Source organism: Polaribacter pectinis (genome assembly GCF_014352875.1).
Taxonomy (GTDB): domain Bacteria; phylum Bacteroidota; class Bacteroidia; order Flavobacteriales; family Flavobacteriaceae; genus Polaribacter; species Polaribacter pectinis.
Genome location: NZ_CP060695.1, coordinates 3,143,403 through 3,167,442 on the forward strand (window position 1 = coordinate 3,143,403; position 24,040 = coordinate 3,167,442).

18 protein-coding genes and 2 tRNA genes are annotated in these 24,040 nt (G+C 30.5%); 13 read left to right on the top strand and 7 right to left on the bottom strand.

Features of this window, described 5'->3' with window-relative positions; translation table 11 throughout:
• Positions 1 to 131 precede the first annotated feature (131 nt).
• Both H9W90_RS14095 and H9W90_RS14100 read right to left on the bottom strand, forming a co-directional pair.
• Positions 132 to 217, bottom strand: a tRNA-Leu gene (locus H9W90_RS14095).
• Positions 218 to 237: 20 nt separating this feature from the next.
• Positions 238 to 309, bottom strand: a tRNA-Gly gene (locus H9W90_RS14100).
• 304 nt (positions 310 to 613) lie between these two features.
• On the opposite strand from H9W90_RS14100, the gene H9W90_RS14105 reads away from it, so the two are divergent.
• The 13 genes from H9W90_RS14105 to H9W90_RS14165 all read left to right on the top strand — a co-directional run bounded on the left by H9W90_RS14105 (position 614) and on the right by H9W90_RS14165 (position 19,549).
• Positions 614 to 1,699, top strand: coding sequence for a T9SS type A sorting domain-containing protein (locus tag H9W90_RS14105; RefSeq protein WP_187482215.1), 1,086 nt, complete (start codon positions 614 to 616; stop codon positions 1,697 to 1,699).
• Positions 1,700 to 1,881: 182 nt separating this feature from the next.
• Positions 1,882 to 4,188: a chondroitinase-B domain-containing protein gene (locus H9W90_RS14110; RefSeq protein ID WP_187482216.1), complete on the top strand. Its 2,307-nt coding sequence runs from the start codon at positions 1,882 to 1,884 to the stop codon at positions 4,186 to 4,188.
• 20 nt (positions 4,189 to 4,208) lie between these two features.
• Positions 4,209 to 5,255 (top strand): polysaccharide lyase family 7 protein, encoded by a 1,047-nt coding sequence (locus H9W90_RS14115; RefSeq protein WP_187482217.1) that lies wholly within the window; start codon positions 4,209 to 4,211, stop codon positions 5,253 to 5,255.
• Between the two features lie 260 nt (positions 5,256 to 5,515).
• Positions 5,516 to 6,871, top strand: a complete 1,356-nt coding sequence (locus H9W90_RS14120; RefSeq protein WP_187482218.1) for a T9SS type A sorting domain-containing protein — start codon at positions 5,516 to 5,518, stop codon at positions 6,869 to 6,871.
• Positions 6,872 to 6,938: 67 nt separating this feature from the next.
• Complete coding sequence (locus H9W90_RS14125) at positions 6,939 to 9,185, top strand: alginate lyase family protein (RefSeq protein ID WP_187482219.1); 2,247 nt, start codon at positions 6,939 to 6,941, stop codon at positions 9,183 to 9,185.
• 18 nt (positions 9,186 to 9,203) lie between these two features.
• Positions 9,204 to 9,578, top strand: a complete 375-nt coding sequence (locus tag H9W90_RS14130) for a cupin domain-containing protein (RefSeq protein ID WP_187482220.1) — start codon at positions 9,204 to 9,206, stop codon at positions 9,576 to 9,578.
• A 356-nt stretch (positions 9,579 to 9,934) separates the two neighbouring features.
• A complete protein-coding gene (locus H9W90_RS14135; protein ID WP_187482221.1) occupies positions 9,935 to 13,027 on the top strand; it encodes a SusC/RagA family TonB-linked outer membrane protein in 3,093 nt (1,030 codons plus the stop codon).
• Between the two features lie 29 nt (positions 13,028 to 13,056).
• Positions 13,057 to 14,502 carry a RagB/SusD family nutrient uptake outer membrane protein gene (locus tag H9W90_RS14140; protein WP_187482222.1) on the top strand — a complete coding sequence of 482 codons (1,446 nt, stop codon included), beginning with the start codon at positions 13,057 to 13,059 and terminating at the stop codon, positions 14,500 to 14,502.
• Between the two features lie 19 nt (positions 14,503 to 14,521).
• Entirely contained in the window at positions 14,522 to 15,520 is a 999-nt protein-coding gene (locus H9W90_RS14145) for a PKD domain-containing protein (protein WP_187482223.1), read from the top strand.
• Positions 15,521 to 15,531: 11 nt separating this feature from the next.
• A complete protein-coding gene (locus H9W90_RS14150) occupies positions 15,532 to 16,503 on the top strand; it encodes a polysaccharide lyase family 7 protein (protein ID WP_187482224.1) in 972 nt (323 codons plus the stop codon).
• Positions 16,504 to 16,590: 87 nt separating this feature from the next.
• Positions 16,591 to 17,295, top strand: a complete 705-nt coding sequence (locus H9W90_RS14155; protein WP_187482225.1) for a FadR/GntR family transcriptional regulator — start codon at positions 16,591 to 16,593, stop codon at positions 17,293 to 17,295.
• A 143-nt stretch (positions 17,296 to 17,438) separates the two neighbouring features.
• The gene (locus tag H9W90_RS14160; protein WP_187482226.1) at positions 17,439 to 18,740 is read left to right on the top strand and encodes an MFS transporter; all 1,302 of its coding nucleotides are present in this window, start codon (positions 17,439 to 17,441) and stop codon (positions 18,738 to 18,740) included.
• A 44-nt stretch (positions 18,741 to 18,784) separates the two neighbouring features.
• Positions 18,785 to 19,549 (top strand): SDR family NAD(P)-dependent oxidoreductase, encoded by a 765-nt coding sequence (locus H9W90_RS14165; RefSeq protein WP_187482227.1) that lies wholly within the window; start codon positions 18,785 to 18,787, stop codon positions 19,547 to 19,549.
• 62 nt (positions 19,550 to 19,611) lie between these two features.
• On the opposite strand, the gene radA is transcribed toward H9W90_RS14165, so the two are convergent.
• The 5 genes from radA to panC all read right to left on the bottom strand — a co-directional run bounded on the left by radA (position 19,612) and on the right by panC (position 24,029).
• Complete coding sequence (radA, locus tag H9W90_RS14170; protein ID WP_187482228.1) at positions 19,612 to 20,973, bottom strand: DNA repair protein RadA; 1,362 nt, start codon at positions 20,971 to 20,973, stop codon at positions 19,612 to 19,614.
• 206 nt (positions 20,974 to 21,179) lie between these two features.
• Positions 21,180 to 21,797, bottom strand: a complete 618-nt coding sequence (locus H9W90_RS14175; RefSeq protein WP_187482229.1) for an HPP family protein — start codon at positions 21,795 to 21,797, stop codon at positions 21,180 to 21,182.
• Between the two features lie 40 nt (positions 21,798 to 21,837).
• Positions 21,838 to 22,800 (bottom strand): lysylphosphatidylglycerol synthase transmembrane domain-containing protein, encoded by a 963-nt coding sequence (locus H9W90_RS14180; protein WP_187482230.1) that lies wholly within the window; start codon positions 22,798 to 22,800, stop codon positions 21,838 to 21,840.
• Positions 22,801 to 22,802: 2 nt separating this feature from the next.
• Positions 22,803 to 23,153 carry an aspartate 1-decarboxylase gene (gene panD, locus H9W90_RS14185; RefSeq protein WP_088352642.1) on the bottom strand — a complete coding sequence of 117 codons (351 nt, stop codon included), beginning with the start codon at positions 23,151 to 23,153 and terminating at the stop codon, positions 22,803 to 22,805.
• 27 nt (positions 23,154 to 23,180) lie between these two features.
• Entirely contained in the window at positions 23,181 to 24,029 is an 849-nt protein-coding gene (panC, locus tag H9W90_RS14190; protein WP_187482231.1) for a pantoate--beta-alanine ligase, read from the bottom strand.
• Between the last annotated feature and the right edge of the window lie 11 nt (positions 24,030 to 24,040).

The following is a 24,040-nucleotide window of genomic DNA, read 5'->3' on the forward strand; positions in this document are numbered from 1 at the left end:
TTGTTTTTAGATTCCTTAAAAATATAAAAATATATTTTCATTATAGGGGTGTAAACGGTCAATTATGAGTGCTTTTTTGTGAAGTTATTATAAAACAAAAAAACCGTAACAAATAAATGTTACGGTTCTTGTACTGAAGGCGGGACTTGAACCCGCACGGCCATTACTGACCACTGGATTTTAAGTCCAGCGTGTCTACCAATTCCACCACTTCAGCATTGGTATTATATGAAATAGAGCGAAAGACGGGATTTGAACCCGCGACCCCCACCTTGGCAAGGTGATGCTCTACCCCTGAGCTACTTTCGCAGTCATGTTTTTTAATGAACTTTTAGCTAATTATAATATGTAATTATAAGAGCGGTGCAAATATAACAAGTTTTGTTAATCCTACAAATACTTTTTGCTTTTTTTAAACTTTATTTATGTACTAATTTACTATTTTTTTTTATTTATCTGATTTCTAGTAATTAAGTTTAATTTATTATTTTAATAAAATACAAGAAAATAGGAGATAATGTTATGTAAGATCATCTTTATAGAAGATACTTGTCTTTTTTTTGTAATTTTTAAATGTATATTTGAGAATCTAAATTGGTAAACCAATTTTAACATGAATAAACAATTTATTTTTATATCAATTTTTATATTATTTTTTCAAGTAATACCCGCTCAAGTTGTTTTAGAAGCAGATGGACCAGGAAATACGTATGAATTAATTAATTCTGTTCTAGCACTTCCAAATAGAGATGTTGTTGAAGTTCCAGATTGTAATCACTCTGCTTTTGGTAGACATATAGATGAAGTCTTCGATACTGAACTAAATAAAAATGTATTCCGATTTTATATACATGTTACACCAGATGACGATCGTTGTAAAGAAGGCGTTGATGATAGACAAAGAAATGAAATAAAAACATATGATAATTCTCCAGAGAATTTAAAAGCAAATGAAGGAGAAACAGTTCAATACAAATGGAAATTTAAGATTTCTGATGATTTTAAACCATCAACTAGTTTCACTCATATTCATCAAATAAAATCTGTTGGGGGATCTTATGCCTCAATACCAATGATATCTTTTACGTTAAGAAAATCTAATCCAGATAGACTCGAGTTAAGACATACTTCCACAACAAACCAAACAACTTTAAAGACTGCAAATTTAGATTTATTTAGAGGGAAATGGGTTTCTGTAAATGAAACTATTAAATTTAGTGATGCTGGTAGCTATTCTCTAGAAATTAAAGACATTGCTACAAATGAAGTAATTTTTAGTTATCACAATAATGCTATTGATAATTGGCAAGATGGTGCAGAATTTGCAAGACCAAAATGGGGGATTTACAGAAGCTTAAATAACCAAGTAAATTTACAAGATGAAATTGTGAAGTTTGCGGATTTTAGTATACAAGAAAACCCACCTACGCTTTCAGTTTCTTTGGAGGTATTAAAACAAAAAGCAGAGAATATTTTTTTGTATCCAAACCCTTCATCCAAAGAGGTTGAGTTTAAAAATGCGAATTCAGGTAATTATAATTCCGTAGAAATGTACGATTATTCTGGTCGAAAAATTTCTATTGAAAAAAGATTAAACAACAATAAAATAGATGTTTCTAAACTTTCTAAAGGATTGTATTTTATTGTTTTTAAAAATAATAATTTTACAGTTAAAGTTTTAAAATGTTACGTGAAGTAATTCTTTATTTGCAGCAATAGTTATTACAATATGTAAGTTTTTTACAGTGATATATTATGTAAATATCTCTAACTTTAAACCAAAAATTTTATTAAACCAAATTTAGTTTCTATATTTGGTAAACCAAATTGGTAAACCAATTTGTTATTTTATTCATTTTATTACTTAATTATATTCATTTTATGAAGAATTTATTTCTAACTTTTAATTTATTATTTCTACTTATTTCTTGTAATAAAGAGATTACAAATTCAGTTTTTGTTAAAAATTCATCAGAATTAAATGATGCAATTAAAAATGCAAAACCTGGTGACGACATTGTTTTAAAAGATGGTGTTTGGAAAGATGTAGAAATTGAGTTTTCTGCAAAAGGAACAAAAGACAATTTAATCACTTTAAGAGCAGAAACTCCTGGTAAAGTTTTTATTGAAGGTGTTTCTAATTTGTCTTTTGGTGGCGAATATTTAGTAGTAAGTGGTCTGCATTTTAGAAATGGATATTCTCCTACAGTAAATGTAATTGCTTTTAGAACAGATAAAAATAACGTTGCAAATAATTGTAGAGTTACCAATTGTGTAATTGTAGATTTTAATAAATTAGAAAGAGATAATGACGATTTATGGGTGCAGTTTTATGGAAGACACAATCAATTAGACCATTGTTATTTAGCAGGAAAAACAAATGGAGGGCCAACTGTTAGAGTCGATTTAAAAGGAATAGAAAGTATTAAAAATTATCATAAAATTACAAATAATCATTTTGGGCCAAGACCAAGAAAAGGTGGTGCAAGAGGAGAGACGATTCAATTAGGAAGCAGTTTTACGTCTATGAGTCCAAGTAATACAACTATTGCAAATAACTTTTTTGAAGAGTGTAATGGAGAAGTTGAAATCATTTCGAGTAAAACAAATTTCAACGAAATTAAAAACAATGTTTTTTATAAAAGTGAAGGTTCTGTTGTAACTCGTCATGGAAATTACACAATGATTGATGGTAACTATTTTATTGGTGATGGAGAAAACGAAAATTATGGAGGAATTAGAATTGTAAATACAGGGCATTGGATTGTAAACAATTATTTCTATAAAATTATTGGCGAGAATTTTAGAAGTCCTTTAGCAGTTATGAATGGAATTCCAAAAAGTCCATTAAACAGATACAACCAAGTTACAGATGTTGTGGTTGCTTACAATACGTATGTAGATTGTAAATCTCCTTTTCAATTTGGTGTAGGAACAAATATTGCACAAAGTGCTGTGTTGCCAAAATCGGAAATTAGATCTGCAAGACCAATTAGAACTACTGTAGCAAACAATGTAATTTACAATTCTGTTGAAGATAAAAATGTAATTGTAGAGCATGATAAAGCAGATGGAGTTTTATTTAAAAGCAACGTAATTAATAACAATGGTGCTGATTTTAAAGATTCTAAACGTATTAAATCTGCCAATTTCGATTTGAATAAAATCAGTGATAATATAATGTTACCTAACATTTCTTCGGTAGATGTAAAACCCTATAATGGTTTCGATTTCGATTTAATTAAAACTGATTTAGCCGGAAATTCAAGAGAAAAAAATAACGCTATTGGTGCAACTGTAAAAGCAGATATTACAAACCCAAATATTTTAGATAGAAGTAAATATGGTGCAACTTGGTTTAAAGTTGATGCAATTGTTGAAGGAAAAACAATTAAAGTTTCAGCTTCAGATAATTTATCAGAAAAAATAAACTCGGCAAATAAAGGTGATATTATTTCTTTGGATGCAGGGAAATATATTATTTCAAAATCATTAATTATTGATAAAAATATTACCGTTCAATCTGCATCAGAAAACAAAGCAGAAATTGTTTTTGAAGGAGCAGAAAATACACCAGCTTTTTCTTTAAATCCTTATGGAATTTTAACGTTGAAAAATGTGAAGCTTTCTGGAAATGGAAAAAACCAAGCTTTTGCAAGTTTAAAAGAAAAGATGTCTAATCATTTTGGTTTGTCTGTTTCTGATTCTGAAATTTCTAATTTTAATTATGTTTTAAAAGCTTACAAACAAACATTTGCAGAAACTGTAACTTTTAAAAACACCTCAATTTCTAATTGTGAAAACGGAATAGAGTTATCTGAAGAAACAAACGATAGAGGAGATTACAATACAGAGTTTTTAACGATTGATAATTGTACGTTCAATAATGTAAAACAAAATGTGATTGATTATTATAGAGGTGGTTATGACGAATCTACAATTGGTGGAAATCTCTTAGTTACCAACTCTACATTTACAAATTGTGGTGCTAAAGAAAAAAATAAAATGTTGTTAAATCACAGAGGAATTGTAAACGTAGATATCAACAATAATACATTTAAAAACAACAAAGTTCAGTTTGTTTCTATTTTATGGGGAGCAAAAAATAATGTAGAATCTAACAATACTTTAATTAATTCTGGAAAAATTAATACAGAAGAAAATTTAGTAATGAAGTTGATGTATTAAAAATTTAAAGAATTCATAATATGAAAAAAACATTATTTATTGCAATACTATTTTTATCAATAGTTGCTTGTAAAAAGAACGCAAAAGTTACTTCAGAAGAAAAAACAAATACAGAAAAAATCACAAAATACCCTAGTGATGTAATCCCATTTATGGATGAATGGAAAATACTTTTAGGAGATGGAACTTATGTAGATAGTTTAATTAATTACCAAAAAGACAATTTCTTTTATGTTGAAACTGAAGGAGAAACAGATTGGGTGGTTTATAAAACACCAAATTCTGGAGTTACCTCAAGAACTTCAAGCAATACAAGAACAGAGTTAGGGCAAAAAAAACATTGGATTCCTGAAGTTGGTGGCAAATTAACTGGTACTTTAAAAGTACAACACGTTTCAACTTCTGGAGATGCAAGGGTAGCAGCTTCTTATTCTGTTGTAGTTGGGCAAATTCATAGTGATGAAGGTCATGAAAATGAACCAATAAAAATCTTCTATAAAAAGTTTCCAGGTCATACAAAGGGCTCTGTTTTTTGGAATTATGAAATCAATACAAAAGGAGATAACTCTAAAAGATGGGATTATTCTAAAGCTATTTGGGGATATGATATGTCTGTAGTTGGAACTAATCCAGAAACTTATCCAGAAGAGCCAAAAGACGGTATTGCTTTAGGTGAGGAGTTTAGTTATACAATAAATGTGTATAAAGGCATCATGTATCTTACTTTTGAAAGTGAGGGGCATGAAACTATAAAATTCACTAAAAATTTATTGAAATCAGATTTTTCTAAAAAGGAAGATATTCCACAACAAATATGGTCATTATATGCTTCTATTGGTAGAGATGGTGTTGAGCGTGAAAATGCATACGCTGGCGAGATAAATTATTTTAAACAAGGTGCTTACAATCAAACAAACGGAAAAAATCCTGAAGACAATATAGTTTGGTATACAGGTTCTGAAACTTATAATGGAGATATAGCAAAGCAATATGCTAATGGATGTTATTCAGAAGTTTGGTTTAAAGAAGCTACAGTAGGTGTTGGTACCTCGCCAAATTTAGAGTAAACCTTATAATTTCATTTTTATATTTAGTGGTTTCATAGAATAATAAAGCTATATTTAAAGAGTCTAATTTTTGTTTTTTTTCAATCAATAATTTTGTTTTTATACTACTTGATAATAGTAGGTGTTTTAAAGAATTAATAGTTAGGCTTTTAAACTAATTTTAACTTCTCCTTTGAAAATACAAATTTATTTGTATATTTGGTTTACCAAATTGGTTTACCAATTAAAAATGCAGTTATTAATTTATATAAACAAAACACATGAAAAAAACATTACTTTTAATTACAATATTGTTTGTAAGTACTTTTGGGTTTTCTCAAACCTATGATAACAGTACTTATTTTATTAGTGAATTAATTCCAAGTCCACCAAACAGTTCAAGTTTAATAAACGACTCTGATAATGCTTCGATTCCAGATTATCAAAGTGATGTAGATGATGGAATAGAGTATTTTGAATTTAGAGGAACACCAAACGCTACAATTGATAATGATGTATATTTTATTATGATTGATGGTGATGGTGATGATAGTGATGTTGGTGCCAATATTGGTAAAGTTAGAGACGCAGTAAACTTAAGCGGTTTGCAGTTTGGAGCTAATGGAATTTTAGCAATTGTAGTAGATATTACTATGGATTCTGGTGCTTTAGGTGCAGATGGAACTCTTGATATTAGTGGAACTAAATGGATTAATCCATACGCTACTGATTTAGCATCTTCTGGAGCTAATGTTGTAACCATACAACTAACTGCATCTTCTATAGATTGGACAGACGAAGATCCTAGTGGAGATGGTATTAATGAAACATTAAATAAGTTTAATATATCTTCTAAAACTCCAGATATTGGATATGATGGAAGTATAAGCGATCAAAGTGCTACTTATATGATCGTTAAATCTACAGCTGGTAACCCTAAGAATGAACTTGTAGATTCTAATGAAGATGGAGTTTTAGATGGAGCTGCAACTAGTTGGACTATTTATGACTCTGTAAGCATATTAGATGACGATGATATTACTACTGGAAATAGTGAAGTAGGTGAATTTGGTTACGGAAAAATTATTTTTGTTGAAAGGTTACTTTCTACAGATCCTTTACTTCATTTCGATGCTTCTATTTCTCCTACAATTGTAACTCTTGATCAATATCCTAATTATGTTGCTAGACAAGGTGTTAAAACAGGTTATGCAGCAACCACAGATGGTGTAGATAATGATGATTGGATGGCTGGACGTGTAAATTCACTTTCATATCCTAGTTGGAAATTTAGCAGTAATGCAGCTAGAAACATACCAACCTCTTTATCTAGTACAAATCTTGCTACTTCTACATATGGAGAAGTTAATCCAGATTTTAGTGCAACTGCATCTATAGATGGCGTTTTTACTTCTAAAGTTTCTGTATATCCAAATCCAGCAAACGAGTTTGTAACAATTTCTTCTGCTGTAGAAATTAACAAAGTAGAGGTTTATAACTTATTAGGTAAAAAAGTTATAAGTACTTCAAAATTAAATAATAACAATTTAGACATTTCTTCTTTAGCTAAAGGAGTTTACATGATGAAACTTACGAGTGGAGAGTCTGTAGCTTCTAAAAAGTTAATTAAGAAATAATTAAACCTTATAATTAAATAAAAAAAGAACTCATTTTATGGGTTCTTTTTTTTCAATTTTTTTTAAAATGAAGAATTTTCAAACACTTTTATTAGTACTAACAGTCTTTTATTCTTGTAATGATAAAAAAGAATCAACAGTTTCTGCAGATGAAAATCAGCATCCAAAACTAATTTTAACTAAAAAAGGTGTAGAAAAAATTAGAGCTTCTCTAGGTTCTGTTCCGATTTTTGATAAAACTTTAGAAAAGGTAAAAAAAGAAGTAGATGCCGAAATTGCTGATGGTATAAAAATGCCAATTCCTAAACATTATTCTGGAGGCTATTCTCACGATCAGCACAAAAGAAATATGGTGGTTTTGCAAAAAGCTGGTGTACTATATCAAATTTTAGATGACGAAAAGTATGCAGCATATGTAAAAGACATGTTGATGCAATATGAGGCAATGTATAAAACATTACCTGTGCATCCTAAAACAAGATCGTATGCAAGAGGTAAATTATTTTGGCAATGTTTAAACGATTCTAATTGGTTGGTTTATGTTAGTCAAGCTTATGATTGTGTTTATAATTATTTATCTGAAGAAGAACGTAACAAATTAGAAAAGAATTTATTTAAACCATTTGCAGATTTTATTTCAATTGGTAATCCTCAATTTTATCAAAGAGTTCACAACCATAGTACTTGGGGAAATGCAGCAGTAGGAATGATTGGTTTGGTAATGGATGATCAAGAATTAATTGATCGTGCACTTTACGGAATTAAAGATTTAAAATTAGATACTACAGAAAAAGATGATGATGGAGGTTTTTTAAATAAAGATGGAAAAGCTGGTTTTTTAGCAAACATAGAAGAGCCATTTTCACCCGATGGTTATTATAATGAAGGTCCATATTATCAACGTTATGCAATGTATCCTTTTTTAATTTTTGCAGAAGGACTACACAACGTAAAATCAGAATTAAAAATATTTGAATACAAAGATGGTGTCTTATTAAAATCTATAAATGCTTTATTAAATTTATCAGATGCAGATGGCGATTTTTTTCCATTGAACGATGGTCAGAAAGGTATGTCTTATTACACTAGTGCTTTAGTTACAGCTGTAGATATTTCCTATCATTTTGGAGATCAAGATCCAGGTTTGTTGTCTATAGCAGCTGCTCAAGATCGTGTATTATTAGACGATTCTGGTTTGTCAGTTGCGCTTGGTATTAAAGATGGTAAAATAGCACCTTTTAATAAAAAGTCTATTAATCTTTCTGATGGTCCAAATGGAAAACAAGGAGGTGTTGCAATTTTAAGAAATGAAGATATTGAGTTGGTATTTAAATATGCTGCACAAGGATCTAGTCATGGTCATTATGATAAGCTATCTTATTCATTACATGAAAAAGGAGATGAAATTCTTCAAGATTATGGTTTGGCAAGATTTGTAAATATCGAGCAAAAAGGGGGTGGAAATTACCTAAAAGAAAACAAAACTTGGGCAAAACAAACCATTGCACATAATACAGTAACACAAAATGAAACTTCACATTTTAATGCTAAATATGAAATAGGAAGTCAGCATCATTCAGTGTTAAACTATTTTTCTTCAGAAAATGAAAACGTACAAGTAGCCAGTGCAAAAGAAAGCAATGCTTATCCAGGTACAGATATGCTTCGTACAATGGCAGTTATAAAAGATACAGATTTCGAAAAACCATATATGTTAGATATTATGAAGGTAACTTCTAATAAAGCAAATCAATATGATTTTCCATATTACTTTTTAGGTCAAGTATTAAAAACAAACTTTGATTATAACACTCCTAAAACCCTAAATACTTTAGGAGATAAAAATGGGTATCAACACTTGTATGTAGAAGGAACAGCGAAAGCTTCTAATGATAATAGCAAACTATCTTGGTTAAATAAGGGGAAGTTTTACACCTTAACAACTTTAACTAATAATAATGATGAATTATTCTTTACAAGAATTGGTGCAAATGATCCTGAATTTAATTTAAGACGAGAGGCAGCGTTAATGTTAAGAAGAAAAGATACTAAAAATACACTTTTTGTTTCGGCAATTGAGGCGCATGGAAGTTATAGTCCTGTTACAGAATCTGCAGTAAACTCTAACAGTAATATTAAGGAGTTGCAAGTGGTTTTAGACACAGAAGATTATACTGCAGTGCAGATAACTAACGTAAATGATAATGTAAAACTTTTTATAACATCAAATACAAATGCTTCAAAAGAAGCAAAACACAAAATTAAAATTAACAATAAGAATTACGAATGGTCTGGTTCTTATTATTTCGAATAACTTAAAATAATTAAAAAGATGAAAAGATTTAGCGAAAAATATATCACTACAAAAGAAATGGAATGGGAAGAACTTGGTGGAGGAGTATCAAGAAAATTCTTGGGTTACGATAATCAAATAATGATGGTAAGCGTAAAATTTGAAAAAGGAGCATTAGGTTCTCCTCATCAACATTTTCATACCCAAGCTACGTATTGTGTTTCAGGAAAATTCGAATTTGAAATTGATGGTGTAAAGAAAATTGTAGAAGCAGGAGATGGTGTTTATATAGAGCCTAATTTATTACATAGTGCAATTTGTTTGGAAGAAGGTCAGCTAATTGACACCTTCAGTCCTGTAAGAGAAGACTTCTTAAGTGGTGACGGAGTCTCTTATTTTGGAGATAAAAAATAATAAAGAAAAGATTAACAACTTCAATAAGATTTTAAAGAGAATTTATATTACAAATTCTCTTTAAAATCTATCTTATATCTAAAAAAAAGGCTTTTAAGCCTTTTTTTAGTCTTAATAAGTTAAGATTTTATGGAATAATTAACATTTAATTTTTTTATTTCAAAAAAATATATATATTTGGTAAACCAATTTGGTTAACCACCTTGGTTTACCAGGTAAATTCTTTTAAGTAGTAAACATATATATTAAGCTTTAAGTCATATAGTTAGCAGTATTTATCCTTAAAGTTTTAAAATGACATCTTCCTAAAAGAATTAAGTTCAAATTTTAAACAAAATAATTCAAACCAATTAACTATGAATTTAAAAATCAAATCAGTATTTATTGTAATGCTTTTATTCTGTGGTGCATTGTTTGCACAAGAGGAAGTAACAATAAAAGGAACTGTAACTTCAAAAACAGATGGAGAACCTATTTTGGGGGCTAACATTATTGTACTAAACACAAAAAAAGGAACCAGTACAGATTTTGATGGTAATTATCAAATTAAAGTAAAATCAGGAGAAATAATTCAATTCTCATATTTAGGTTTTACAACAAAAACGGTTCCTTTTGTGAATCAAAAAATTATCAATGTTGAGTTAGCTGAAGATGGTAACATTCTAGATGAAATTGTAGTTGTAGGTTATGGAACTCAAAAGAAAAGCCACTTAACAGGGTCTATTTCTAAAGTAAAAGGTGAGAAATTAGCAAATATTGCTGTTTCTAGAATAGATGATGCTTTAGTGGGGCAAGTTTCTGGTGTAAATATTCAGGCAACTGAAGGTGAAGCTGGTTCAGCTCCAACTTTACGAATTCGTGGTGTTGGTTCTATTACAGGTGACGCAAGTCCTCTAATAGTTGTAGATGGAGTTGTTGTACCTAGTGATTACTTAGGTTCTTTAGATATGAATGATGTAGAATCTTTCGAAATATTAAAAGATGCAGCATCTTCTGCAATTTTTGGTTCTAGAGGTGGTAACGGAGTTGTAATGATTACTACAAAAAGTGGTAAAGATGGTAAAGTAAAATATAGCTATAATACATCTACAGGTATGAAAACTGCTAGACAAAGTGATGCTTATTACAGTAGCGTAACAGAAAATGCAGCAGCAGAATATGAGTTTTCTCGAACATTGCAAGATAAAACAAAATATAAGCTATTATTAGGAGATCAAACAAATTGGCAAGATGTTATTTTTGATGGTGGTAGTATAACCAACCATAGTTTTAGTGCAAGAGGTGGTAATGAAAAATTAAAATTCAGTACCAACTTAAACTATAATCATGATGAAGGAGTTTTGTTAACGGATGATTATAAAAAGTTTAGTGTAAAATTAAAACTAGACTATAAAATTAATAAGAAATTTACAGTAGGTGTAAGTGCAACTCCTTCTTATACAGAGAGAAGACGTTTTGACGGTTCTACACACGATATTTTAAGACAACCATCTTGGTTGCCAGTATATTTAGATGCAAATACTATAAAATATGTAAATAGAACTAGAGATGGTGGTAAATATGCAGATGCTAAAATTGGAGATTATGCAATACAACGTATGTTCGATGATTTCGATTTAAGTACGGGTTTACCTGTGCCAAATGGTGGTAGCGGAATAGATATTAGTAATACATCTAATACAAATCCTGCAGCTAAAGTTTTAGAAAGAGATAGAAGAGATTATAGGAAGAAAATTTTTGGTAGTATTTACGGAAAATATAAAATTGCAGATGGTATTCACTTTAAAACTACATTTTCTGGAGATTATCAAGAATACAGAAGAAAACGTTACCAAGGTGTACTAGCTAGTAGAAATGGTGCAAGTGCAGCTCAGTTAGATAGTTCTATGACAAAGACAAAGCATTTAGCTTTAGATAATATTGTTACTTATAAAAAAGAAATTGGTAAACATGAAATTAATGCTGTTGTAGGTATTTCTGGTGAGCAATATAAAACGGATCATTATCAAATAAGTTCTCAAGGTTATACAGATGATAGTAACCAGTATATTAATTATAATGATATTTCTAGTCCAGAATACAAAGAAGATTATGAGAGTACTTTATTATCTATGTTTGGTAGAATAAATTATGCTTATAATGATAAATATTTAATATCTTATAGTTATAGAAGAGACGGTAGTTCTGTATTTGGAGCTAATAATAAATACGGTAACTTTATGGCAGGTTCATTAGGTTGGAATGTAGATAAAGAAGATTTTTTATCAGATAGTGAGGTTATTAACAAGTTAAAGTTAAGAGTAAGTTATGGTGTTACTGGTAATAATAGATTTAGAACTGGTAGTAATTTAATTAACAATTACCCATATATATCAATTTTAGACGAAAGTAGTAATGCTTCTGCAATTATAGATGGTCAAGTTGTTGGTTCTGTGAATCCTTTAAATATTGAAAACCCAGATTTAAAGTGGGAGAGACAAATTGAATTTAACCCTGGTATAGATTTTGGTTTATTCAATAATGTATTTTCTGGTTCTGTAGATTATTACAAGAGAACTTCTGATCAGCTATTATTAAATAACCCAATTTCTACAACAACTGGTTTTAACAGCGCTTTGATTAATATTGGTGAAGTTGTAAATTCTGGTGTTGAAGTAGAGTTAAGAACAAAGAATATTACAAATGAAAGCTTTAAGTGGAGTTCTACTTTTATTGCTTCGACAAATAAAAATGAATTAACAAATTTTGCAGACTCTAATGGTCAAAGATTAAGTGTAGATTCTAAAAGAGCAGCAGAGTGGATTAATTTAGAAGGAAACCCTATATCTTCTTTCTATGGTTGGGTTACAAGTAGAGATATTCCAAGAGAATTTTTAAACAATCCTTTTCATCCAATTGGCGCAGAAGCACAAGATGTATATGTAAAAGATTTAAATGGTGATGGTATTATAGATGACGATGATAAAACAATTCTTGGAAACCCTTATCCAGAATTAGTTTGGAGTTTTACCAATAATTTTAATATTGGAAATGTAGATTTTTCATTCATGTTTCAAGGAAGTCATGGTGCAGAAGTTAGAAATATGGGAGACCAATACATTCTAAATCACTTTAATAGTGGGCAAGATTATAATACTGCTACTACACCACAACAAGACTTTATTAGACAAAAAATATTTACAGATGATATAATTCAAGATGCTTCATATATTGCATTAAGAAATGTAAGTATTGGTTACAACTTACCTGTTGATATGTTATCAGACTTAAAATTATCTAGATTAAGAGTTTATGCTTCTGGTCAAAATTTAATGTACTTAACTGCAAGTGATTATACTGGTTTTAATCCAGAATCTATAAACACTACTAGCGCAACAACTTATGGTTACCAAAGAGCAGGTTCGCCAGTATTTAGTACAATATCTTTAGGAATAAATGTAGATTTTTAAGAACCATTAATTTGAAAACAAAAAACATTATGAAACAAATAAAATTTTTAGCATTATTGGTAATTACAATATTTGCTACCTCATGTGAAGACACTTTTTTGTCACCAGAGTTAACTACTGGTATTAACGCAGAAAGCTATTATGCCAATGACGAAGAAATAGAAAAAGCTGTTATAAATATTTATGATGGAATACAAGGTGTAAATTCATTCGCTAATTCTAGTTCAACTGCAAACCATGCTGTTCAGGTAGAGTTTTACGTAACAGAAATGCGTAGTGATAATACGAGAACTAAAAGTCAAGAAGGAGAATCAGCACAATTTGATAGTTTTAAAGTTGAAGCTACCAATGGTTTTGTTGCAGATTATTACAGAAGCTTTTACAATGTAATTTTTAGATCAAATGTTGTTTTAGAAAATTTAGAAGCTGCAACAGCAGATAATGCTATAAAGTTTGAAGCTGAAGCTAAATTCTTAAGAGCTTATGCTTATTTTAATTTAGTAAGATTGTTTGGAGACATCCCTTTAATTGATAGAGTAATTACACCAGCAGATAAAGAAACAGCATATACAAGAGTAGCAGTAGCCAATATTTATGATTTAATTACTTCAGATTTATTAACTGCTATCGATGGTTTAGATGATACTCATAAAAATAGAGCTTCATTAGCGGCTGCAGAAGCCTTATTAGCAAAAGTATATTTAACACAACCATCTCCTAATTATTCAGGAGCACAAGCTTTGTGCGAAAGCATAATGCAACCAACAAGAGGTTTTAGCTTAATCTCTAATTTTAGAGATATCTTTTATACAGAAGGTAATGACGAAGTTATTTTTGCAATAGGATATGAATCAGGAAGTTCTGTTGATAGCCAAAATTTCTCTGCAGAATGGTTAAATGCTGTAGGAAGAACAAGTGGTGTTAATTACGTAACAACAGAAGGAGTAGCTGCATTAGATGCTATGGGTGGTGATAGAACTGCTGTGTCTTACAGAGTAGATGTTGGACAACCTACACAAAACCAGGTAACTAAATACTTACCTAACGGAGAAGATGGTGGTGCAGATGGTAAAACATTTTCTTCAAATGCACAACTTTCTGGAAATGATTGGATTGTTTCTAGATATGCAGATGTAGTATTAATGCACGTAGAAGCAATTATGGCAGGTGGTCCATCTACTTCAAGTAGTGTAGCAGTAGCTTCTTTTAATTCTGTTAGAAGAAGAGCAAATGTTGCAGATGATGCAGACGGTATTATAGAAAAATCAGAATTACTAGATGAAAGAAGAGTAGAGTTAGCTTTCGAAAATCAACGTTTATTCGATTTAATTAGAATGGGAGAAGCAGTTAATATCTTATCTACTTTCTCAAATGACAATGCTTATGACTTTAGTACAACAGATTTATTGTTACCGATACCACAGTATGAAATTAACTTAAGTAACGGCTTGTTAACTCAAAATCCAGGTTACTAAAAATTAAAAACTAAAAATTATGAATAATATAAAAATACCATCTTTAAGTAAAATAGTTCTTTTACTTACAGTAATTATGTTCGCTTCTTGTAATTTTGAGCATGAAGTTGCAGGAACAGGTTCAATCGAAGATTTAACACCACCTTCAGCTGCTTTTACAGCAACACAAAGTGCTGGTGCAGGTGTAGATGATTGGCAAATGTATAGTTTTGGTAATGCTTCTTCAAGCGCAACAAGTTATGTTTGGGATTTCGGAAACGGAGATACTTCTACTGACTTTGAACCATCAACAATTTATACAGCAGAAGGAGATTATATTGTTACACTTACCGCTCAAGATGATTTAGGAGTTACAAGTACTTCTACACAAACGATTACAGTAAGTAAACCATTAATTCCAATTATTGCAGATCCAGTTTTAATTAATACAGAATTTGATAAACAAGCAAAATCTTCCGGTTCTGATTGTGCTTGTTCAGGTTGGATTAATAAAAGTATTGGTAGTCAAGGAGAATCAACTTCAGGAAACGGATCTGATGTTATTAAATTTGATAATGATGAACCAGATGCTGCATATCAAGAATTTGAAGTTACTCCAAATGCAGATTACACTGTTAAAGTAATTGTTGGCTTTGATGCTTCTGCAGGAGGTACACTTCCAAGTACATTAGAATTAAGAATATTATCTGGTGCTGGTTATGTAAGTGGATATTCTCCAACTTATTATACAGCTGCTGCAGATTTCCCTCAAGATAACTTTGGTTATACAACTATTAATCAAGTGGAAGCTACTGCTAACAATCTTGTTGTTAAAACAATAGCTCATCCCAACAATAGTTCTTATACATCTTACGAATTCACTTTCAATGCAGGAAATAATACTAGTGTAGCTTTATATATGAGAGGAATAGGTGGTGATGACACATCTAACGACTCTAAACAACAACAATTTAATGGTATATTTAACAACGGAGATGAAGAAATACAAGTAGACTCTGTTACAATTACTGCAAACTAATTTTAAATAAAATGAAAAATTTCCGAAAACAAATACTATTACTTTTAGTAACAATATTTATTTCTGTAAATGCTACTTGTCAGACTTCTGAAAGTAGCATTTCAGAATCGGATGTTAAAATTGAAAAAGAAAAAGAAAAAGAAAAAGAAAAAGAAAAAGAAAAAGAAAAAAAGAAAAGAAAGAAAAAGAAAAAGAAAAGAAAGAAGAAAGTAAAACTTCCGAAAATAGATTTAAGCCATTGGAAAGTTACTTTACCAGTAACAAATGAAAAAGGTAAACCGTATGAAATTAGCCCTCCAGAAATCTTAGATTTTGCAAAGAATGAAATTGCAAAACCCTATATGTATATAGATTCTACAGCAGGAGCAATCGTATTTCACGCAATGCCAACAGACTCTAAAACAGCAAACACAAAGTATACGCGTTCAGAACTTAGAGAGCAAATGGTGCCTGGAGAAAATAATGTTAACTGGACTTTTAAGCAAGGGGCTTACATGAAAGGAAAGATAGCTATGGAACAAACCACAAAAGATGAAAATGGTAAATATCATAGAACTATTATTATGCAAATTCATGGTAGATTAACAAATGAGCAACGCGATTTAATAGGGCAAAAAGATAATAATGCACCACCAATATTAAAAATTTATTGGGATAATGGTAAAATACGTGTAAAAACAAAAACACTAAAATTTCTAGGAACTCCTTATGAAGGAATGTTACATGAAGAAGCTTGGGATAACGATAAAGGTTTTAATTTTAAACAAAAGGTAGGTTTTAAGAAATTTACACTAGAAGTTAAGGTTTCAGAAGGTAAAATGGTAATTATTCTAAATAAAAATGAATATAAGGTATACGAAGGTGTACATATGGAGAAATGGGGTATTTTCGAAAACTACTTTAAAGCAGGTAATTATTTTCAATCAAGAGATAAAGGTTCTTTTTCTAAAGTAAAATTTTACGAATTAGAAGTTAGCCATTAAATAATTTTCATAATTGTTTAAAACAATTAGTTTTCATATATTTATGTATGTATTTTTGTTTGTCAGTTAGAAATTTAATATTAGAATATGAAGTTAGAAGTACTTACTAAAAATGAGAATCAAAAGGTTCAAAATCTAATAATTATAGGTATTAGAGATTTAATTAATTATAAAAATTTAGAACCAGGAGATAAGTTACCTTCAGAAAGAATGCTTTCAGAAAAATTTGAAGTAAGTAGAAGTAGCATTAGAGAAGCAATACAAAAATTAGAGTTTTACGGTTTATTAAAATCTATTCCACAAAGCGGAACCTTTGTTGCAAACATAGGTGTTATTGCTATGAACGGAATGATTGAAGATATTTTAAGGTTAAATGATCCAGATTTTAAATCTTTAGTAGAAACAAGAATCTTATTAGAACTAAAAACTGCAAGATTAGCTGCTTTAAGAAGAACTGAGGAAGATTTACTTAAAATGGAAGAAGCTTTAGAAGCTTATAAAGAAAAAGTTGTAAATGGTGAAGATGCAGTGCAAGAAGATTTGTTATTTCATTTAGCAATAGCAAGAGCAAGCGGAAATAGTAGTATGAATACTTTTATGTTAATTATTACTCCAGAAATTATTACCAATTTCGAAAAATATCATGTCTGTGATGCAGGTTTAGCACAATCAGGTATTACAGAACATCAAGCAATTTTTGATGCTATTAAAAGTCAAAACCCACAATTAGCAAAGAAAAAAATGAAAGAACACTTCAAAGTGTTGTATCAATATTGTTATAATTTAAAATAAAACAACTAAGCATAATTTTATATTTTTTAATATTATCGCACTTTTTAATTAAAAGCGGTTGGATAATCTATTAAAAAAACATATATTTGGTAAACCAAATTGGTTTACCAGTTTCAAATATCAACTAATACAGCATAAATAATATGAAAATAAAAGGTTTAAGATGGTGGGTAATTGCTTTAATCGCATTAGCTACAGTTATTAATTACATAGATAGACAAGCTTTAGTTGTATTATGGCCAAGTATTTCAGAAGATTTATATCCTGATAAATCAATGACTGAAAGAAAAGAAATATACGCTTTAATTTCAGTAATATTTATGTTTTCATATGCATTTGGTCAATCCATTTTTGGTAAAATATTTGACAAAGTTGGAACAAGAATAGGTTTTGTCTTATCAATTGGTTTTTGGTCACTTTCTACAGCATTACATGCTTTAGCAAAAGGTGTTGTTAGTTTTTCTATTTTTAGATCACTTTTAGGTGTGTCTGAAGCAGGAAACTGGCCTGGGGCTGCAAAAGGAAATGCAGAATGGTTTCCAGTAAAAGAAAGAGCCTTTGCACAAGGTATTTTTAATTCTGGAGCAGCAATAGGTGGTATAGTTGCAATACCAATTATAGCAAGTTTAACAATTTATTTTAGTTGGCAAATGATTTTTATAATCATTGGTCTAGTTGGTTTACTATGGCTAGTACCTTGGTTAATATTAGTTAAAGCTCCACCAAAGAGTCATCCTTGGTTAACAGAAGATGAGAAAAAATATATTTTAGGAGGTCAAAAAGAAAATGAAGTAGCATCTCTTGAAGAAACTGAAGAATATAATCCTGAAGTGGGAGAATTACTATCACGTAAACAAAGTTGGGGTGTAATTATTGCTTCAGCTGCTATAGATCCAATATGGTGGTTGTTTGTTTTTTGGATTCCAATTTATCTTTCTGAAGTTTATGGAATGGATGTAAAAGCGATTGGTATTTATGGATGGGTACCTTATGTAGGTGCAATGTTTGGTGCTTTTTTTGGTGGTTTATTAGCTCAAAATAGAATAAAAGCTGGTTGGAACGTTAATAAAACTCGTAAGTTTGTCATAACTCTTGGTTGTATAATTATGCTTCCTGCATTATTAGCATTATCAGACCCTGGAACTCCATTTGCTGCTGTTTTAATAATGGCTGCAGTATTATTCGGTTTTCAAACTGCAATAGGAAATGTACAAACATTACCAAGTGATTTATATGGTAAGAAAACTGTAGGAACACTTTCTGGATTTGCAGGAACTGCTGCAAAATTAACAGGAGCTGGTTTAGTGGCTTTAGTGCCAATGTTAACCACTGGAGGTAATTATACTCCTGCTTTTATAATTGGGGCTGCTTTAGCCTTTATAGTAATGGCAAGTGTGTGGGTTTTAATTCCTAAAATTGAACAATTGAAATCATTAAGAAAATAAGAATAGTTAAAAATTAATAAAAAGAATTAAATAAATAAATAAATATGAGTAAATCAGATGGTAGAGTAGCAGTAATAACAGGAGCTACTGGAGGAATAGGTTTTGAAGTAGCTAGAAGATTAGGAAATGACGGTTTTACTGTTGTTCTTAACGGAATTGATGATGAAGCTGGAGCTGAAAGAATAAAAGAATTAACTGCTGCAGGTATTTCTGCAGAGTATTATGGTTTTGATGTTACAGATGAAAATGCTGTTACTTCTAATATTAATACAATTGGTGAGAAATATGGTAAAATAGATGTACTTGTTAATAATGCAGGTGGTTTAGGTGGAAGATCTCGTTTTGAAGAAATGACAACTGAATTTTATAAGTTCGTTATGGCTTTAAATCTAGATTCTACTTTTTATGCTTCAAGAGCAGCTATTCCTTTCTTAAAGAAAAGTGATTATGCTTCAATAATAAACTATACATCTAATGCGGGATGGAATGCAGGTGGTCCAGGAGCTGGTATCTACGGAACATCTAAAGCAGGAGTTCATGCAATTACAAGAGCTTTAGCAAAAGATTTAGCAGAATATGGTATTAGAGTAAACGCAGTTTCTCCAGGAACTATTGACACTCCTTTTCATGCTCAAATTAAAGCAACTAAACCAGAAGTTTTTGCTTCTTGGGCAAATAATATTATGTTAGGAAGATTAGGGAATCCAGAAGATGTTGCTGGTGTTGTTTCTTTCTTAGCTGGTAAAGATTCAGCTTTTCTAACAGCAGAAACTATCCAAGTTGGTGGTGGACAAGCATTAGGAATTTAAAATTTAGTAAATTTGATTAATTGTAAAACGCCTTTTCATTTTAATGAAAAGGTGTTTTTTCGTTAAGCAAATAAAGTAGCAAAAGCTTCCTCAATTTTGCCTACTAAAATTAGTTTTATTCCATGGTTTTTAGAAGATATCTTATTATATTTTGATGCAACAAAGGTTTTGTAACCCAATTTCTCTGCTTCTAAAATACGTTGGTCTATTTTAGAAACCGGTCTAATTTCTCCAGCCAAACCAACTTCTGCTGCAAAACACACATTTGGGTTAATAGCAATATCTTGGTTAGATGATAATATTGCAGCAACAACTGCTAAATCAATTGCAGGATCGTCTACATTTATACCTCCTGTAATATTTAAAAACACATCTTTTGCGCCTAATTTAAAACCAGCTCTTTTTTCTAAAACAGCCAAAATCATGTGTAAACGTTTTAAATTATAACCTGTTGTAGAACGTTGTGGCGTTCCATAAACAGCAGTAGAAACCAAAGCTTGTATTTCTATCATTAAAGGTCTAATTCCTTCTAAAGTACTTGCTATTGCTGTTCCACTTAAATCTGCGTCTTTTTTAGAAATTAAAATTTCAGACGGATTTGAAATTTCTCTTAAACCAGTAGAAAGCATCTCGTAAATTCCTAATTCGGAAGTTGACCCAAATCTGTTTTTCTGACTTCTTAAAATTCTATACGTATGGTTTCTATCGCCTTCGAACTGTAAAACAACATCTACCATGTGTTCTAAAATTTTGGGTCCAGCAATATTTCCTTCTTTGTTTATATGACCAATTAATAAAACTGGAGTGGCAGTTTCTTTGGCAAATTTTATCAACTCTGCAGAAGTTTCTCTTATTTGAGAAATACTTCCTGGAGAAGCTTCAATATTATTGGTGTGTAAAGTTTGTATAGAATCGATTACTAAAACTTCGGGTTCTGTTTCCTCAATATTTTTGAAGATTTGCTGTGTATTCGTTTCTGTAAGAATTAAACAATTAGAATTTTTTGCATCTAATCTTTCGGCTCTCATTTTTATTTGAGATTGACTTTCCTCTCCAGAAACATACAATACTTTCTGGCTGATATTTAAAGCAACTTGCAATAATAAAGTCGATTTTCCAATTCCTGGTTCTCCACCCAAAAGTGTTACAGAACCTTTTACCAAACCACCTCCTAAAACTGTGTCTAATTCGTTGTTGTTGGTGACAACTCTTTCTTCTGGATTTAGCTGAATATCAGCAATTTTTAAAGGTTTGTTTATGGTTTGTTTTGCGGTTGTAGATTGTTTCCAAACTCGTTTTTCTTCTTTTTGAATAATTTCTTCAACAATGGTGTTCCATTCTTTACAGGCGCCACATTGTCCAACCCATTTTGCGTGTTGTGTGCCACAATTTTGACAGAAAAAAGTTGTTTTGGTTTTGGCCATTGTTAAAGAGTTTCAAAGTTTTAGAGTAACAAAGTTACAAAGTTTTTTGAGCTTATAACTTTTAAAAAATGGATAAAAAAATAAGATATCTAAAAGCTGGCAAATAGTTGCGTTAGCGATTGAATGGCATGTTTGAGCTCTTTTTTGTTTTTACAAAAAAGCGAGTAATGAAAGCGCGACCTTTAGGGAACGCCCAAAATAAAATATTAATCTTTAAAGTTTCGGGTTTTAAATATTCTGGTTAATCTGCTGTTGGTTGGATACTGCCTGTGTTTGGTCATATTATTGAAAACGAGCGCAGTAAAAAACAGAATTAAACTTCCTGATAAAACTGGTGAAATAACGTAGAAATACCCCAATGCTTTAATTTTCTCTGTTCCGATTATTGCAATTAAGGCAGTTGCGCCTCCTGGAGGATGTAAGGTTTTGGTAATTTGCATAGCAATAATTGACGTGGCAACTGCAAGTGGAGCGTTTAGCCAAAGAATATCTGGCATAAATTTTAGAATTGTAACGCCTATAAATGCCGAAATTAATTGCCCACCAATAAAATTTCTGGGTTGTGCTAACGGACTTTGTATTGCGCCAAAGATTAAAACACTTGCGGCTCCAAAAGAACCGATTAAAAAGATATTTTCGAATTTTGTTAGGTAAAAAGACTGAATAAAAGCAATGATTCCTATTCCGAAAAATGCACCAATAAAAGACCAAAATTGCTCTCTAAAGTCAATTTGTGTTTCTCTGTAAATTACATATCGAGAAATTCTTGCTTGTCTTTTTATGTTCTGACTTATTTTTTCCTTCTTTCCAACTTTGTCATTCATAATAAGGAATTCTCTAAAACTTTAAGTAGCAACTGAAATATTATTTTTCTGAAGTTAAAGTTTGTTTTCTATTATAAATTGGAAGAATTAGAAATGCCAATCCTCCAAAAATTACAATCATGGCTGTTTGTGCTGTCCACATAATCCAACCAAAAGCGGTTGCAGGTTCTGTTGCAATACCGAATAAAGCCAAAGCCCCAGCAACAGCAACTGGGTATAAACCAATGCCACCATTTGTTGCAGCGATAGAAAATCCGCCAGCAATAAAACCGATTAAAATGCCACCAATTGGAACTTCTAAACCTTCAATTGCAGGAATTGTTGCCCAAAACATAGCAACATACATTGCCCAAATAAAAATGGTATGAAAGATAAATGCCCATTTATTTTTCATTTTGAAGATGCTTGTAACGCCTTCAATTAAACCAGAAACAAAGGTTTTAATTTTTAGTAAAAAACCTGAAGTAGCTTTTTTTACGTAAAATCTAAAAATGAAAAAACCAATTACTAAAATTGTTAAACCAATAATTATTTTAGATGGATCGAAGTTTTTTGTTAAAAGCTCATAAATAAAATCGAATTGTACAAAAAGTGTAATTGCAACAATGGAAAGCATCATTATTAAATCTGCTATTCTTTCTGCTACAATGGTTCCAAAACCTTTTTCAAACGGTATTTTCTCGTAGTTTGCCATTACAGTTGCTCTAGAAATTTCTCCAGCTCTTGGCAAGGCCAAATTTACCAAATAACCAACCAAAACTGCTAAAACACTATTGGTAAATCTTGGTTTAAAACCTAAAGGTTCTAACATAAATTTCCATCTGTATGCTCGTGATAAATGGCTTAAAATCCCGAAGAATAAGCCAAGGAAAATCCAACTATAGTTGGCCTCTTTAAAATATTTCCCTAAAGTTTCTAAAGAAATTGCTGACAAAGAATACCAAACTAAAAAACCTCCCAAAGCGAGAGGTAGTATGATTTTTAAAATTTTTTTGATGTCCAAAATTAGGTAAGTGTATTGTCTTTTTCGTTAGGAAAAACCAATTGAGGTTTAAAAACTTTTGCTTCTTCTAATTCCATAAAAGCATAAACGATTAAGATTAAAACATCACCAACAGCAACTAAACGTGAAGCTGCACCATTTAAAGTGATTTCTCCACTGCCTCTTGGACCAGGAATTGCGTAAGTTTCTAAACGATTTCCATTATTGTTATTCACAATTTGAACGCGTTCACCTTCAATAATTCCTGCAGCATCCATTAAATCTTCATCTATGGTTATGCTTCCTATATAATTTAAATCTGCACCTGTAACTTTTACACGATGGATTTTTGATTTTACAACTTGTACTAACATTTGGCAAAAATACTATTTTTTTAGTTATTAATTTCTTAAACGAATGTTATCAATCAATCTTATTTTTCCTGCAAATACTGCAAGAAAAGCTCTGTATTTTTTATTAGATTCTTTAGTTTCTGCTGTTTCTAATGTTTTTTCTTCAGCAATTGTAAAGTATTCTAATTCTAATAAAGGTTGTTTTTTAAACTGATTCTCTACCCATTTATTAATTTCAGAAATATTTGTAATGCCAAATTTTTTTCGAACTTCTTTAAGTGTTTTAAAAATAAACGGTGCAATTTCTCTTTGTTCATTAGATAAGCGAACATTTCTTGAGCTCATTGCCAAGCCATCTTTTTCTCTAAAAATTGGGCAACCTTTAATTTTAACTGGAAGTCGATTTTTTTTCACCATTTTTTTGATGATTTGTAACTGCTGAAAATCTTTTTGCCCGAAATACGCTTTGTTAGGCTCCACAATTTCAAATAAAGTTTTTACAATTGTACCAACACCATCAAAATGACCGTCTCTAAATTTTCCTTCCATTTGATGCTCTAAACCATCGAAGTCGAATTTTTCTGAAGCTATATTTTCTGAATAAATTTCTTCAACAGAAGGAGAAAATAATACATCACAAGAAACAGATTCTAATAATTTTATGTCATTTTCTATTGTTTTTGGGTATTTTTTAAGGTCCTCAACATTATCAAACTGTGTAGGATTAACAAAAATACTTACCACAACAATATCGTTTTTTTCTTTTGCTTTTTTAATTAAAGACAAATGTCCCTCATGTAATGCACCCATTGTTGGAACAAAACCAATTGCTTTATTTTTTGTTTTAAATTCTGACAAACAGCTTTTTAAATCTTGTTTTGTTGTAAATATTTTCATCCTTAAAAGTT

Bases quoted from the DNA above. Each gene is read 5' to 3' on its own strand.
- panD (WP_088352642.1), bottom strand. From the start codon at position 23,153: ATGTTAGTACAAGTTGTAAAATCAAAAATCCATCGTGTAAAAGTTACA.
- H9W90_RS14160 (WP_187482226.1), top strand. From the start codon at position 17,439: ATGAAAATAAAAGGTTTAAGATGGTGGGTAATTGCTTTAATCGCATTA.
- H9W90_RS14110 (WP_187482216.1), top strand. From the start codon at position 1,882: ATGAAGAATTTATTTCTAACTTTTAATTTATTATTTCTACTTATTTCT.
- H9W90_RS14155 (WP_187482225.1), top strand. From the start codon at position 16,591: ATGAAGTTAGAAGTACTTACTAAAAATGAGAATCAAAAGGTTCAAAAT.
- H9W90_RS14140 (WP_187482222.1), top strand. From the start codon at position 13,057: ATGAAACAAATAAAATTTTTAGCATTATTGGTAATTACAATATTTGCT.
- H9W90_RS14105 (WP_187482215.1), top strand. From the start codon at position 614: ATGAATAAACAATTTATTTTTATATCAATTTTTATATTATTTTTTCAA.
- panC (WP_187482231.1), bottom strand. From the start codon at position 24,029: ATGAAAATATTTACAACAAAACAAGATTTAAAAAGCTGTTTGTCAGAA.
- H9W90_RS14125 (WP_187482219.1), top strand. From the start codon at position 6,939: ATGAAGAATTTTCAAACACTTTTATTAGTACTAACAGTCTTTTATTCT.
- H9W90_RS14130 (WP_187482220.1), top strand. From the start codon at position 9,204: ATGAAAAGATTTAGCGAAAAATATATCACTACAAAAGAAATGGAATGG.
- H9W90_RS14165 (WP_187482227.1), top strand. From the start codon at position 18,785: ATGAGTAAATCAGATGGTAGAGTAGCAGTAATAACAGGAGCTACTGGA.
- H9W90_RS14135 (WP_187482221.1), top strand. From the start codon at position 9,935: ATGAATTTAAAAATCAAATCAGTATTTATTGTAATGCTTTTATTCTGT.
- H9W90_RS14115 (WP_187482217.1), top strand. From the start codon at position 4,209: ATGAAAAAAACATTATTTATTGCAATACTATTTTTATCAATAGTTGCT.
- H9W90_RS14175 (WP_187482229.1), bottom strand. From the start codon at position 21,797: ATGAATGACAAAGTTGGAAAGAAGGAAAAAATAAGTCAGAACATAAAA.
- H9W90_RS14145 (WP_187482223.1), top strand. From the start codon at position 14,522: ATGAATAATATAAAAATACCATCTTTAAGTAAAATAGTTCTTTTACTT.
- H9W90_RS14120 (WP_187482218.1), top strand. From the start codon at position 5,516: ATGAAAAAAACATTACTTTTAATTACAATATTGTTTGTAAGTACTTTT.
- H9W90_RS14150 (WP_187482224.1), top strand. From the start codon at position 15,532: ATGAAAAATTTCCGAAAACAAATACTATTACTTTTAGTAACAATATTT.
- radA (WP_187482228.1), bottom strand. From the start codon at position 20,973: ATGGCCAAAACCAAAACAACTTTTTTCTGTCAAAATTGTGGCACACAA.